Here is a 13,860-nt window from a genome sequence, read left to right on the forward strand (position 1 = left end):
GCGACGCATCCGCACGGTGGCGATCACCGGCCAGGAAGAGGGTTGGCAGTCTTCGTGCCCCGCCCCGGGCCGGCGACCGCCGCCGGCACGACGTCAGCCCAGCGGGTCGGTCGTGTCGCGGAGCACGGTGAGGACAGGGGCGTACAGGCGCGTCTTGATGGTTCCGAGGGTGTCGCCTGCCTTGCTCGCGTGGGCCTGGGCAAGTTCGAGGGCGGCAGTGCGCAGGGTGCCCTCGTCCACGGCCTGATCGACGATTCCGGCGGCGGCGGCTTCCTGGCCGCCGAAACGACGGGCGGACACCATGGCGTGCTGGGCCGTTTGCGGGGTCAGCCGGGACTGGATGAGGGCGGACATGCCCGGAGTGAAGGGGATGTTGATCTCCGCCTCGGGCAGGCACCAGAAGCCCCGGTCGGCACGCATCAGACGGAAGTCATGGGCCAGGGAGAACATCGCTCCGGCGGCGAACGTGTGTCCCTGCAGCGCGGCCACGGTGATCAGCGGGAGGGACAGGAACCTTGCGAACAGACCGTGGACGGAAACGACGTACTCCAGGTGCTCGTCGCTGTGCGCAGCGAGCCATTCGAGATCGAGACCGTTGGAGTAGAACTTCCCGCTCGCCGCGGTCACCAGGGCGCGGGGGCCTTCCGACTTCTCCACCTCGTCCAGGGCTGCGTCGACCGAGGCGATCCAGTCGGGGTGGAAGCGGTTCTCCCCGTCACCGAGGTCGAGAACGAAGACGGCGTCATGGCGGTCAAGCGAAGGCATGGTGGCTCCTTGGCGGCATGTCGGTGGGGCAGGGCACATGGGTCGGACGGCGTCGGGGTCTGCTGGAGCCGCAAACCGGGGCGGCGGGCTGTCACCTTCCGGTGCACCGGGCCGGTCGGCGTTCGAGGAAGGAGGCGATGCCTCTGTCGGGCGTCTCTCCGCCGCCGGAGCGGAAGTCAGCTGGGAAGTGCTCGCCGGGCCCGGTGGTGCAGGGTGGCCGCGGCCAGCAGGCCCAGCGCCACGGTCGCGCCGGCAAGGAGGATGCCGGTGAGGGCCGACCCTCCGGGAAGTGCGCTCGCATGGATCCAGCGGATGGCGAAATTGGTGGACGCCGCTATCGGGAAGCTGAAGATCCACAGGCCCGGATGGAACGAGGGCTGGCGCAGCTCGGGGAGGAGGAAGACGACGAGGAGGACGGTGAAGAGCAGGGTCCCGGCGAAGCCGTAGCCGACGGCATCGAAGACGCCCTTGTGAGCGGCGGTCCAGGCGATTCCGCCGGTCGCCGGTGGGATGGTCAGGACGGTGAGGGCCGGGCGGGCGGGCCCGGGCAGGGGGCCACCGGTGACGAGGCTGCCGAGGATGACGGTGCCGAAGGCGAGCCAGTACAGCAGCCCCACCGCGAAGGCGGCGTCGGCGACACCGGGCAGCCTCAGCGTGGAGGCGACGGCACTCGCCACGAACGGTGCGGAGGAGACCGGCAGCAGGTACCCCGGGTGCAGGGCCGTCGCACTCAGGGCACCCGTGAGCCAGTGGGCGAGCAGGCGTGCGGCGATGAGGGCGGCCACGGTGACGAACACGGCGTAGGCCCATCGTGGGCCTGTGATCCCGTACCGCGAGAAGTGGCCCGCGATCAGCATGCCGATGATGGGGACGTATCCGAGGGTGAAGCCATCGCCGGGGTGACGCAGGTCGTGGCGCAGGTTGCGCCAGCGGGTGCCGCCGTGGCGCAGGTACTGGGCCAGCAACACCAGCCAGATCAGGCCGCTGACGGTGAACAGGGCGTCGCTGACTTGGGGTGCCACCGGGACGGTGGCCGCCGCCGCCTGCCAGGCTCCGCCGAGGCCGGCGGTGCCGAGGGAGACGGACAGCAGCCTGATCCGTGCGGCGCGGGTCGCATGGGGCACGTTGACGTCGGAGACGATGTCGGCGGCTGGGCGCGCAGGCCCGCTGCCGCGCGGGGCCGTGCTGGTGTGCTCTGTCGTGTCGACCATGTCGGTCATGGGGGAACCTCAAGGGGATTGCCGAGGGCGCGGGCCTGGGAGCCGCCTGCCCGGCGGCGCAGGTGCAGGTCGTGGCGTAGTCAGGCGTCCATGTCCAGGACGACACGGAAGCGTGCCTTGCCCGAGAGCATCCGCTCGTAGGCCTCCATCGCCTGGGTGAACGGCATGGTCTCGGTGGAGGGGCGGATGCCATGGGCGAGGGTGAAGGCGAGGTTGTCCTCGTTCTGGATCGACGATCCGGTCAGGCTGCCGACGATGCGGCGGGTGCCGAAGATCAGGTCGGCCGTGGCCACCGTCAGCGGGTCGGGGGCGGCGCCGACCACGACCAGGCTGCCGCCCGGGGCCAGTCCGCGGACCAGGGGGTTCATGGACGTACCGCTGGATGCGGTGGCGACGATGAGCGATGCGCCGCCCAGGTCGGCAAGCGCCGTGCCGGGGTCGGTGCCGGTGCTGTCGATGTACTCGTGGGCGCCCAGTTCCCTGGCGAGCTTCTCCTTCTCCTGGCCGCGGGCGACGGCGGCCACACGGTATCCGAGGCTGCGTGCGTACTGCACGGCCAGGTGCCCCAGCCCGCCGATCCCCTGCACGGCGACCAGGGCACCCGCGCGGGTGGGGGCCTGCTGGAGCGCGGTGAACGTGGTCAGCCCGGCGCACAGCAGCGGGGCCGCCTCTACAGCGGGCATGCCGTCGGGGAGGCGCACCAGTCCGCTCGCACGGGCGTAGGTCACCTCCGCGTATCCGCCGTCGATGGTGGTGCCCGTCTGCTCCTGGTTGAGGCAGTTGACGAAGTCGCCGCGGCGGCACGGTTCGCACTCCCAGCAGTGCCCGTTCAGGAAGCCGACGCCGACGCGGTCGCCGGGCTGCCAGGCGGTGACGCCCGCGCCCACGGCATCGATCACACCGACGATCTCGTGGCCCGGGACGACGGGGCGTGACGGGTCGGGGCGCAGTCCCTCCACGGCCAGTACGTCGGAGTGGCAGACACCGCACGCCTCCACCCTGAGTCGGACGTGCCCGGGCTCCGGGTCGACCAGCTCGCGCTCGACGAGCCGGAGCTGGTGGACTCCGGTGGCCTCAAATGCTCTGTACGCGGACATGACGCTTCTCCTCGGTGCTGCCTCTGCCGACACGGGAAGGGCCGAGGCTTGGGGCGGGGACTTGTTCAATATGACCGGTCACTTTAAATTTAGTCAAGCAGGTCCGATGGCCGAGCCGTGGGTACTGTGGCGAGCGGTCTCCCCCATGACGCTCCCCCATGACGTGGGTTTGACCCGAGACAAGGCGACCGGACATATTGGAACGGAGGTGGTGGTGAGGATGGCACGCGCGTCCAAGCGCGAGGAGATCGCGCAGGCAGCCCTGGAGCAGTTCCGCACGCGGGGCTTCAACGCCACCGGCATCAGCGACATCACATCGGCGGCCGGGGCGCCCAAGGGCTCGTTCTACAACCATTTCGCCAGCAAGGAGGAGAGCGCCCTCGAGGCACTGAGCCGCTACGCCGCCGGGTTGCGGTTCGACCTGCTCGACACGCCCGGACGCCCTGCGCTGGAGCGGCTTCGGGCGCACTTCGAGTTCCTGGGCACGGACACGGTCGACAGCGGCTTCGCCCGCGGGTGTCTGGTGGGCAACCTGGGTGCGGAGGTGGCGGACCACTCCGAGGAGATCCGCTCCGCCGTCCAGGGCGGCTTCCAGCGGTGGGCCGCGCACATCCGGCGGATGCTCACCGAAGCCAAGGAAGCCGGTGAGCTGGACGCCGCTCTCGACGTCGAAGAGGCCGCACTGTTCATCCTCAGTGCCTGGGAGGGCACGCTGATCGCCGCCCGGGCCGACAAGTCCCGCGCCCCCTTCGACGCCTTCTTCCACATGGTCTTCGGCGTCCTCCTGCGCTGATCGCGGTCGGCCGCTCACGACTCGCAGGCGCCGCCACCCACACCAAGGCTCCGCCGCCCGCAGGCAGGCGCGGGCGAGCACGACCGAGCAGGAGTCCGACATGAACACGTTGCTCGCAGAGGTCCTCGATGCCCATGGTGGCCTCGACCGCTGGAACGCACTCACCACGGTCCGCGCCACCATCGTCAGCGGTGGCGACATGTTCGTCATCAAGGGGATGCCGCAGGACCCCACCCCCCGGGAGATGACCGTCTGGCTGCACGAGCAGCACGCCTCCGTGATGCCGTTCGGCGCCCGCGACCAGAAGACCGACTTCACGGCCGACCGCGTCAGTATCGAGAAGCTCGACGGCCGCGTCGTGGCCGAACGCAACGAACCGCGGAAGTCGTTCACCGGGCACGGCCTCGACGCCCCGTGGGACCCACTGGACCGCGCCTACTTCAACGGATACGCGCTGTGGACGTATCTCACCACGCCCTTCCTGCTGTCGATGCCCGGCTTCACCCTCACCGAAATCGAACCATGGCGGGAAGGAGACGAACTCTGGCGCGGACTGCGCGCCACCTTCCCGCCAAACATCGCCAGCCACAGCACGCAACAGGACTTCTACTTCGGCCCCGACCATCTCCTGCGTCGGCATGATTATCACGTCGACATCGCAGGCGGGTTCGCCGCAGCACAATACGTCTACGACACCGTGGAAGCGGACGGGATCCGCCTGCCCACCAAACGCCGGGCCTACCGAAGCGATGCGGACAACCGTCCGATCCTGGCACAGACCATGGTCTCCATCGACGTCAGCAACGCTCGGTTCACCTGACATCGGGCCTGTATGTGGCGCGTGCCGAGCGTGGCTGGTGGCTGCGCGCGCCGTACCGCTTCAACGGCGGGCTCAGGCGCCGAGGTTGGCCAGCCAACGCAACGCGCTGAGACTCGACAGGAACAAGTACTCCCCGCCACGAGTGGTGACAAAGCGCTCGACGCCGTGCAGACGACGCCGGACGGGTCGCTGAGGGATCGTGAAGATGCCCGTGCCGTCGTTGTCGCCCGTGAGCAGGTCCTGCTCCACGTCCAGGCCGGTGAAGTTGCCGTCGTTGAACCATCGCGACTTCACGAACTCGAACCGACGGTCGAGATGCGCGTTGACAGCGATGAACACGACGCCGCGGTCGGCGCCGTCGTCGTCCAGCGTGCCGGCCGGCAGCGGCGGCCGAAGCTGGTGCTCCGCCGGTGCCGGATACGGGAACTCCCGGGAGGCCGGCGCGGACGCCCGGTCGACGCCGTCGCTGACCCGCGGGCCGTGGAAAGCGTTGACGATCAGTGTTTACAGCGTGTCGATGACATCGTCGTTGAGCGACCGGCCACCGCAAGGTCGTGTGCGCATGCCCCCAACAGGGCGCGCTCGATCTCGGGAACCGTCGGGCTGCCTGGCCACGGTCGGAGTCGCGTCCCCGGAGTCGCCGACGTCTCGGACCTTTGCGTCGTCATGACTCCCTCGCCCTTTGATCTTCTCTTGGCCGGTCTGCGGACTCCTTCTCCGTTCTGAGGGTGTTCGAATTCTTCCCACTGCCGGCTTTGTCGCCCTGCAGGACGTCAGCAAGACGATCACGACCGCATGGGCCGAGGGCTCAGGAAGGGTCCTCCGCAACCGGCTTTGAGCCGGAGTCGAGTCGACGGCGGCCGTCGAGGGGGCGGGCCATGGTGTGCGGTCGGTGGAGGTGGTGGACGCCAAAGCGTTCGATGGCCAGGAGAGCGGCGTCGTCTCCGGGTTCGTGGCCGATGTGGTTCAGCAAATCGCGGTGGATGTGGCGTATCAGGGCTTCGGGTCCGGACGTGGGCGCGGAGGCCGCGCGCTCGGTGAGGGGGTAGAAGGCTCCTTTGGGTGAGCGGGCCTCGGTGACGCCGTCGGTGTAGAGCAGCAATGTGTCGCCGTCCTCGAAGGTGAAGGGGTCGGCGCGATGGCTTGGGGCAGGCAGTTCACACATGCCCAAGGGCGGTACGGGGCGTCGTGCGTGCAGGACGGTGACCTGGCCGTCGTGCAGCAGCAGGGGCGGGGGGTGACCGCAATTGACCATCTCGACCTGCGTGTCGTGGTCGGGGACGTCGAGGAGCAGGGCGGTGATGAAGTGCTCGCCCGGGTCTTGCTCGGTGTCGGCGACGTCCTTCAGATGCCTGCAGACGCTCGCCTCCAGGCCCGCGGCGAGTTCGGGCAGGGTGTTGTAGTGGTGCGCGCCCTCGCGGAACGCGCCCAGCAGCATGGATGCCTCACCGATGGCGGCCAGTCCCTTGCCGCGGACGTCGCCGATGATCACGCGGGTGCCGCTGTCGGAGCGGGCGATCGCGAACAGGTCGCCGCCTATACGGGTCTCGTCCTCGGCTGCCAGGTACAGCCACGCCACCCGCAGCGGCCCGATCCGGCGGCGTGGTGGCCGCAGCAATACGAGCTGCGCCGTCTCGGCCACCGACCGTGCCCGGTTCAGCTCACGGCTGCGCCGCTCGCGCACGTGGCAGACGAAGACGACCAAGGCGGACAGCAGGGTCAGGCCAGTGATCTGCGAGAGGTGGTTGGCGGTGGTCAGTCCGCCGTGGAACACGGCGATGAGCACTTGGGCGGCCACAGCCAGTGCTCCGACGAGGGCGGTCAGTCGCGGCCCGGCCAGGGACGCGGTGAGGGCCGGCGCGATCACCAGCAAGGGGCCCAGGTGGACGTCTGGCGGGGAATGGATGTCCACCACGGTGATCACAACGATCAGCGCAAGGGGGATTGCCACCAGCCTGCGGCCCAGCTGCTGCTCCGGGAGGCGGTCCACCGGCACACGCCCCGCGCCCATACGTATCGGTATACACCCTGCTGCACTGCATGTCCCACAGCCGGATCCGCGCCTGGCGCCTACGCCGCTCCGTGTTCCACTTCATCCGAGGCCCGCACTGCCGGCACGGCCATGGGCACTCCCGCCTGCCAGGACGATCACGCCGCGGACCTCTCCTTCGGGATCCAGGTACAACCATCCGTCCTGGAACACCATCAGCGACGCCGGCTGTGCGGGGTCGTACTGGGCGGGCACGTGAACCCAATACTTTCGCGACGTGCCCGGGTAGATCGCACTCCCGTTCCAGCCGAACTCGATGGTCTCGCCGACAGGCACGCCAGGCCGGACAGCCGAGTCGGGGCCATGGGCGTAGCGAACGTCCGACTGGTCAACCGGAAGCGGCTGGTACGGCACCTCGATCGTCACGATGGCCAACCTAGGAGAGATCACACGCCCTCTCACACGGGTTTGTGCTCATGTCTCACGGCTTGACTTCTCCGCTGGGAAGCCACGAACGACGCCCAGCGCGGACGGATCACCGTGACCTGCTCCGTGCCGAACAGGGCGAGGGGCGCCGCGTGACCGTCAGCTCTGCACGGACTGCACGGGCTGCGGAGTTGGGCTGCCCGTGCCCACCAGGCCGGTGCCGTCGGGGAACGTCAGATCCGTCACCTCCAGGGGCGCCTGGGCAGGCAGGTGGGGGCGGGACAGGGCGGTGGGCGGGTCGGCGCCCAGGCGCTCGCAGGTCAGCGCGGAGACGAGGACCGCGTCGTCCACGGCGATCCTCAGCACGCCCGGGTCGGCTGCGGCCAGCGTCTGCGGGATGTGCAGGCCGTGGCGGGCCAGTGCGCCGAGCAGGCCCGCGGTGAACGCGTCGCCCGCGCCGACGGTGTCCACCACCGCGACCTTCCGCCCGGGACGGCTCAGGCTTCCCGCAGTGGAGTGGAAGGCGTGAGCGCCGTCGGGCCCGTCGGTGATGACGACGAGCAGTGCGCCCAACTCCAGCCAGTGGGCAGCGATCCGCTCGATCGGCGTGTCCGGGTAGAGCCACTCGATGTCCTCACGGCTGGCCTTGACCAGGTGGGCGATGCCGACGCTGCGTTCGACGGCCTGCCTGCCGCGTTCCGGGTCGTCAAGCAGGGCAGGGCGGACGTTGGGGTCGTAGCTGAGCAGCGTCGTGCCCCCGGCGCGCAGGCGCTGGGCGACGGAGTGGATGTGCTCGGCGGTCGGCGGGGTCCAGGAGGCGACCGAGCCGAAGTGCAGTACGGCGGTGTCCTGCGGGACGAGGGCTGTCTCCGCCTCGGTCCACTGCCAGTCGGCGGTACCGTCCAGGTAGAAGTCGTAACTCGCCCTTCCTTCCGCGTCCATGGAGACCACGGCGAGCGTGGTGGGCTCGGCGGCGGCAGGGGCGTACGTCAGGTCGATGCCCTCGGCGGCGGCGTGCGTGCGCAGCATTCTGCCGAAGGTGTTGTCGGCCAGGCGTGCCATGAGCGCGGTGCGGTGTCCGAGCCGGGCCAGGCCGACAGCGACGTTGAACGGGCTGCCGCCGGGTCGGGCACGGTAGTCACCGGGTGCGTCGAGCTGGACCAGGTCGATGAGTGCTTCGCCGATCACGGTCACGGCCGGGAGTTGTGCGGCGGCTGGTACGTCTTCAGTCATGGCAGGGCCCTTCGACTGTGAGCTCGCCGGAGCCCCGCTCGATCAGCCGGGTCGGCACGGTGACGGTGCGGGTCGGCGACTCGTCGCCGTCCAGCCTGCGAAAGAGCATCTCGGCGGCCGTCCTGCCCACCTGCTCGACGTCCTGGGCGATGACGGAGATGCCCGGACTGAGGATGTCGGCCAGGGGAAAGTCGTCGAAGCCCACCTGGGCGGTGGTGTCCTGCCGCCCCATGGCGCGCAGCGCGCGGACGGCGCCTACGGTCACGAAGTTCTGGCTGGTGAACAGCGCCGTCGGCGGATCAGGTAGCGACAGGACCTGCTCGGTCGCCGCGATGGCCGCCTCTTCGCTCGACCCGACATGCCGCACGATCTCGTCGTCGTACTCGATGTGCGCGACCTCCAGGGCGTGCCGGTAGCCGGCGAAGCGCTGGGCGGCGGTGGGGATGGACGCCCGGTCGCCGAGGTAGGCGATGCGGCGATGGCCGGACTTCAGCAGGTGGTTGACGGCCATGATGGCACCCTGCCGGTTCTCGGAGACGACGGCGTCCGCGTCGAGCAGGCCGGCCTCGCGGTCGACGAAGACCATGCGCGTGCCGGAGCGCTGCTCGCTGATGAGATAGCTCTGGTCGCGTCCCGCTGGGACGATCACCAGCCCGTCGACCCGGCGGTCGATGAGCGCCTGGGCCAGTTCCCGTTCACGGGTCGGGTCCTCGTCGAGACTGCCGACCAGCACCAGCACTCCGCGTTCGCGGGCGACGTTCTCCACGGTGCGGGTCAGGACGGCGGAGAAGGGGTTGGCCGCGTCCTCGACCAGCATGCCGATGGTGGCGGTGCGGCCATCGCCGCGGCGCAGGCTGCTGGCCGTCAGGTTGGGACGGTAGCCCAGTTTGTCGGCGGCCTCCCGCACTCTTGCCACGATGCCCGGATCGACGGTGGGCACGTCGTTGAACACGCGCGAGACCGTCTTGATGGCCACTCCGGCCAGCGCCGCGACCTCACGCATGGTGGGGCGGCTACGGGTGGACCGGGGCGCGGCCTCGCCCTGAGTCATCGTTGTCTCCAACCGGTTGTGCGTTACCTACTCGTTGCGGACGCATGTCTATCAGCGTCTTGACGGGCTCGTCCATACAGGCCCAGTATCTCGCCCAGTCAACGTTGTCTCAACGTCGGCCAGAAGACGGCTCCGAAAGGGATCAAGCCATGAACATCTCCACCAGCCAGGTGTCGAGTCGCCGTGGTCGGCGTGCCCGGGCGGCAGCGATCGGCGTCACCGTCTGCCTCGGCGCCACGCTCGTGGCCTGCGGTTCTTCGAACGGGAGCTCCTCCTCGTCCGCCTCGGGCGGCGGCAAGGTGGGTGTGTCGCTGATCCTGAAGACGCTCACCAACCCGTACTTCGTGAGCATGGAGAAGGACGCCAAGACCCAGGCGGCCAAGGACAACGTGAGTCTCACGGTGGCAGCGGGCAACAGCGACGGCGACACCCAGACCCAGATCACGGCCATCGACAACGCCATCTCGCGCGGCGACAAGGGCATCCTGATCACGACGAACGGCGATGCCGTGAACGCCGCCCTGAACCGGGCCAAGCAGGCCGGTCTGTTCGTGATCGCCCTGGACACCGCGCCCAACCCGCCCAGCACCGCGGACATCACCTACGCCACCGACAACGAGCAGGCGGGCAAGCTCGACGGCCAGTACGCCGCGGCCGCCCTGAACGGCAAGCCGGCGGTCATCGCCATGCTCGACCTGTTCAACAACCAGGTCGTCTCCGTCGACATCAACCGCGACCACGGCTTCCTCGAGGGCATGGGCATCGACCCCGGCAGCAAGACCGAGAACGGCAAGGAAGCCAAGTCCGGCAAGTACACCGGCGGCAAGGGCGGCAGCTACACGATCGCCTGCCACCAGCCCACCCAGGGCGCCATCGACGGCGGCCGCACCGCGATGGAGAACTGTCTGTCGGCCAACCCGAACATCAACGTCGTCTACGCGATCAACGAGCCGGCGGGCGAGGGCGCGTACAACGCGCTGAAGGCGGCCGGCAAGGAGAAGAACGTCGCGATCTACGCGATCGACGGCAGCTGTGCCGGCCTGAAGAACGTCACCAGCGGCGAGTTCGCCGCCGACGCGGTGCAGTACCCGGGCAAGATGGCGTCCCTCGGCGTCAGCTCCATCGCCAAGCTGGCCCGTGGCGGCAGCAAGCCCAGCGTGACCAACGGCAAGTCCTTCTACGACACCGGCACCGCCCTTGCCGCCGCCAAGTCGCTGGGCGGCCTGACCGTGCAGTCCCCGTCGCAGGCCGCCTCCGCCTGCTGGGGCAGCTGACACCCCGAGCGGGTGCGACCGCCCCCGAGCGGGCGACTGCCCGAGCCGGGTGCGGCGCCGGAAGCCACCGTGACGGTACCGGCGCCGCACCCGCACCACACGAGCCCATGAGCCCGTACCAGGGAAGACACCGGAAGGACCCCCTGTGACCACTCACGTGGACCCTCAAGCCGCACCGGCACCGGCGGAGGAGTTCCTCAACCGGCCCGCCACCCTCAGCCAGCGCATCCACTCGGTGCTGCACCGTCAGCCGGCGCTCAGCCCGGCCATCGTCCTGGTGCTCGCCGCCGTGGTGTTCTCCCTGGTGAACGAACGCTTCTACGCGTTGCAGAACCTCTCGCTGGTCGCCCAGCAGGTGGCCGTCATCGGTTCGCTCGCCGTCGGACAGACCGTCATCATCCTCACCGCCGGCATCGACCTGTCGATCGGCGCCGTCATGGTGCTCGCCTCGCTGCTGATGTCGAAGCTCGTCGCGGACAGCCACTGGCCCGGCTGGCTCGCCCTGCTGGCCGGCGCGGTCGTCGCGATAGCGGCCCAGGCCGTCAACGGCCTTTTGGTGACCAAGGTGAAGCTGCCGCCCTTCATCGTCACCCTCGGCACCCTCAGCGTCTTCACCGCGATCACCCTCATCTACGCCAAGGGCCAGACGGTGTCGCTGCAGCCGGGCAACATCCTCATGTGGAGCGGCCAGACGGTCTCCCTCGGCCAACTGAACCTGACCTACGGCGTCCTGCTCATGATCGCCCTCTACGCGGTGGTCGGCTACGCCCTGCGCTACACCGCCTGGGGACGCCACCTCTACGCGGTCGGCGACGACATCGAGGCGGCCCGTCTCGCCGGCATCTCCGTGAACCGGGTGCTGCTCAGCGCCTACATGCTGGCCGGTCTCACCATCGCCGTGGCGGCCTGGGTCCTCGTCGGCCGGGTCGGCGGCGGCGATCCCAACAGCGGACTCAACGCCAACCTGCAGTCCATCACCGCCGTCGTCATCGGAGGCACCAGCCTGTTCGGCGGACGCGGCGTGGTCTTCGGCTCGCTGATCGGTGCGCTGATCGTCCAGGTCTTCGTCAACGGCCTCGCCCTGGCCGGCATCGACCCGAACTACCAAGTCCTCGCAGTCGGCGTCCTCGTGATCGCGGCTGTCTCCGTCGACCAGTGGATCCGGAGTGTGAAGTCGTGACGACCGCCACCGCCCCCGTTCTCGAGGCCAAGGGCCTGGTCAAGGTCTTCGGCCGGGTCGTCGGCCTGAACGACGTCGACCTCACCCTCCACCCCGGCGAGGTCCTCGCCGTCATCGGCGACAACGGCGCCGGCAAGTCCACCCTGATCAAGTGCCTGTCCGGCGCCCTCGTCCCCGACCAGGGCAGCATCCTCGTCGACGGCAAAGAGGTCCACTTCAAGCGGCCCCAGGACGCCCGCGACGCCGGCATCGAGACGGTCTACCAGACCCTCGCCGTGGCCCCCGCCCTGGACATCGCCAGCAACCTCTTCCTCGCCCGCGAGATCCGCCGCAAGGGCATCCTCGGCTCGGTGTTCCGCATGCTCGACACCGGCGAGATGAAGAAGCAGGCCGCCGACCACATCAAACGGCTCGGCATCGGCACGCTGCAGAACATCAACCAGGCCGTGGAGACCCTCTCCGGCGGCCAGCGCCAGTCCGTGGCCGTCGCCCGCACCGCGGCCTTCGGCGGCCGGGTGGTGATCCTCGACGAACCCACCGCCGCCCTCGGCGTCCGCGAGACCGGACAGGTCCTCAAACTCGTCCGCGACCTGCGCGACCAGGGCCTCGGCGTCATCCTCATCAGCCACAACATGCCCAACGTGTTCGAGGTCGCCGACCGCATCCACATCCAGCGGCTCGGCGGCTGCGCGGGCGTCATCACCCCGCAGTCGCACTCCATGGAGGACGCGGTGGCCATCATGACGGGTGCGAAGAAGCTCGCCCCCGAAGCGAGCTGAAGGGAACACCAGGGGACGTGACCGCCGAGTACCGGATCGCCGAGAACCGCCTCGGCGGGGAACCCACCCTCGTCGTCTGCGCACCGGACGACTCGGCGCGCGTCGTCCTCGCCCTGCGCGGCGCGACGCTGCTGAGCTGGCAGGTCCGGCACGGCGCGGCAGGCCGGCTGAAGGAGCTGACGGACGGCTACCGCGACGAAAAGGAACTCCTCTCCCAGGACGGCGTACGCGCCGGCCTGCTGGCCCCCTTCCCCAACCGCGTCGCCGACGGCCGCTACCGCTACGACGGCCACGACCACGACCTGCTGCCCGGCAGCCTCGGCGACCGCACGATCTACCACGGCTTCGCCCGCGAGACACCCTTCGAACTCGCCCACGCCACCACGACAGCCGATTCCGCCCGCCTGCTGCTCCACACCACGAGCATCAGACCGGACCGGCACCCCGGCTACCCCTTCGCCCTCGACCTCGAAGCCGAATACACCATCACCGGCCGCGAGTTGAGCATCGTGATCCGGGCGACGAACGTGGGCGACACCACCGCCCCCTACGCAGCGGGCTGGCACCCCTACTTCACACTGTCGCGCCCCGTCGACGACCTGCTCCTGCACATCCCCGCCCACACCCTCATCCGCACCGACTCCTCCCTCATCCCGCTGACCGGCGATGCGGCCCTGCTTCCCCTGGACGACTGCCCTGACATGGACTTCCGGGCACCGAAGCGGCTCGACGACGCGGTCATCGACGCCTGCTTCGCGGACCTGACGCCCGGCCCCGGCGGCCGGATCGACACAGTACTGACCAACCCGGCGACCGGCGAGGAACTGCGGGTCTGGCAGGACAGCGGGTACATGCACGTCTTCACCGGAGACACCCTGGCCCGCGACCGGCGCGCCTCCATCGCCCTGGAACCCGTCGAGACGATGACCAACGCCTTCAACCGCGCCGAACACGCCACCGCCCTTGCCCTGGAGCCCGGTCAGCGACGCGAGTTCAGCTTCGGGGTCGAGTACGGGGCTTCGGGAACCTGAGACCCTGGTGCCCCCGTGACGGCTTGTCCCGCACCGTCCGCTCACGCATCGCTCACGCATGAGAGCCCTGCCGAGCGGCATCTTCCACGCGAAGCCTGACCGTCGCCACACAGGACCAGATCTCCTCCTGCCCAGCGGGCGCGTCCCATGAACGGGCGGCAGAATGGATCCGTCCCGGCCACTGGATGGCGGGAGGAGCGG

14 protein-coding genes are annotated in these 13,860 nt (G+C 69.5%); 6 read left to right on the forward strand and 8 right to left on the reverse strand.

The features are described 5' to 3' along the window. Window positions 1-93 precede the first annotated feature (93 nt). The 3 genes from ACWCQS_RS40695 to ACWCQS_RS40705 all read right to left on the reverse strand — a co-directional run bounded on the left by ACWCQS_RS40695 (window position 94) and on the right by ACWCQS_RS40705 (window position 3,082). Window positions 94-765 (reverse strand): enoyl-CoA hydratase-related protein, encoded by a 672-nt coding sequence (locus ACWCQS_RS40695; RefSeq protein ID WP_451009168.1) that lies wholly within the window; start codon window positions 763-765, stop codon window positions 94-96. A 176-nt stretch (window positions 766-941) separates the two neighbouring features. Continuing rightward, on the reverse strand, window positions 942-1,985 hold the full coding sequence (locus tag ACWCQS_RS40700; RefSeq protein WP_451009169.1) for an SLAC1 family transporter: 1,044 nt from the start codon (window positions 1,983-1,985) through the stop codon (window positions 942-944). A gap of 80 nt (window positions 1,986-2,065) precedes the next feature. Further along, a complete protein-coding gene (locus tag ACWCQS_RS40705) occupies window positions 2,066-3,082 on the reverse strand; it encodes an alcohol dehydrogenase catalytic domain-containing protein (RefSeq protein WP_451009170.1) in 1,017 nt (338 codons plus the stop codon). Window positions 3,083-3,302: 220 nt separating this feature from the next. Here ACWCQS_RS40705 and ACWCQS_RS40710 point away from each other — a divergent pair, with 220 nt between their 5' ends. Next, window positions 3,303-3,875 (forward strand): TetR family transcriptional regulator C-terminal domain-containing protein, encoded by a 573-nt coding sequence (locus ACWCQS_RS40710; protein ID WP_451009171.1) that lies wholly within the window; start codon window positions 3,303-3,305, stop codon window positions 3,873-3,875. Between the two features lie 100 nt (window positions 3,876-3,975). Beyond that, window positions 3,976-4,695 carry a hypothetical protein gene (locus tag ACWCQS_RS40715; RefSeq protein WP_451009172.1) on the forward strand — a complete coding sequence of 240 codons (720 nt, stop codon included), beginning with the start codon at window positions 3,976-3,978 and terminating at the stop codon, window positions 4,693-4,695. Between the two features lie 72 nt (window positions 4,696-4,767). On the opposite strand, the gene ACWCQS_RS40720 is transcribed toward ACWCQS_RS40715, so the two are convergent. The 5 genes from ACWCQS_RS40720 to ACWCQS_RS40740 form a co-directional block, all read right to left on the reverse strand. After that, on the reverse strand, window positions 4,768-5,034 hold the full coding sequence (locus tag ACWCQS_RS40720) for a hypothetical protein (protein WP_451009173.1): 267 nt from the start codon (window positions 5,032-5,034) through the stop codon (window positions 4,768-4,770). Window positions 5,035-5,503: 469 nt separating this feature from the next. Further along, window positions 5,504-6,706, reverse strand: a complete 1,203-nt coding sequence (locus ACWCQS_RS40725; RefSeq protein WP_451009174.1) for a PP2C family protein-serine/threonine phosphatase — start codon at window positions 6,704-6,706, stop codon at window positions 5,504-5,506. 81 nt (window positions 6,707-6,787) lie between these two features. Then, window positions 6,788-7,111: a hypothetical protein gene (locus ACWCQS_RS40730; RefSeq protein ID WP_451009175.1), complete on the reverse strand. Its 324-nt coding sequence runs from the start codon at window positions 7,109-7,111 to the stop codon at window positions 6,788-6,790. Window positions 7,112-7,270: 159 nt separating this feature from the next. Then, a complete protein-coding gene (locus ACWCQS_RS40735; protein ID WP_451009176.1) occupies window positions 7,271-8,344 on the reverse strand; it encodes a carbohydrate kinase family protein in 1,074 nt (357 codons plus the stop codon). After that, the gene (locus tag ACWCQS_RS40740; protein WP_451009177.1) at window positions 8,337-9,395 is read right to left on the reverse strand and encodes a LacI family DNA-binding transcriptional regulator; all 1,059 of its coding nucleotides are present in this window, start codon (window positions 9,393-9,395) and stop codon (window positions 8,337-8,339) included. Before ACWCQS_RS40740 ends, ACWCQS_RS40735 begins: the two co-directional genes overlap by 8 nt. Before the next feature lie 149 nt (window positions 9,396-9,544). Here ACWCQS_RS40740 and ACWCQS_RS40745 point away from each other — a divergent pair, with 149 nt between their 5' ends. The 4 genes from ACWCQS_RS40745 (at window position 9,545) to ACWCQS_RS40760 (ending at window position 13,659) form a co-directional block, all read left to right on the forward strand. Beyond that, window positions 9,545-10,669, forward strand: a complete 1,125-nt coding sequence (locus ACWCQS_RS40745; protein WP_451009178.1) for a substrate-binding domain-containing protein — start codon at window positions 9,545-9,547, stop codon at window positions 10,667-10,669. Window positions 10,670-10,814: 145 nt separating this feature from the next. Then, window positions 10,815-11,849, forward strand: coding sequence for an ABC transporter permease (locus tag ACWCQS_RS40750; RefSeq protein WP_450986336.1), 1,035 nt, complete (start codon window positions 10,815-10,817; stop codon window positions 11,847-11,849). Next, on the forward strand, window positions 11,846-12,628 hold the full coding sequence (locus ACWCQS_RS40755) for an ATP-binding cassette domain-containing protein (protein WP_388635315.1): 783 nt from the start codon (window positions 11,846-11,848) through the stop codon (window positions 12,626-12,628). The genes ACWCQS_RS40750 and ACWCQS_RS40755 overlap by 4 nt, the downstream gene beginning before the upstream one ends. Before the next feature lie 17 nt (window positions 12,629-12,645). Continuing rightward, on the forward strand, window positions 12,646-13,659 hold the full coding sequence (locus ACWCQS_RS40760) for an aldose epimerase family protein (RefSeq protein WP_451009179.1): 1,014 nt from the start codon (window positions 12,646-12,648) through the stop codon (window positions 13,657-13,659). Window positions 13,660-13,860: the final 201 nt, after the last annotated feature.

Source organism: Streptomyces sp. NPDC002076, from assembly GCF_053593835.1.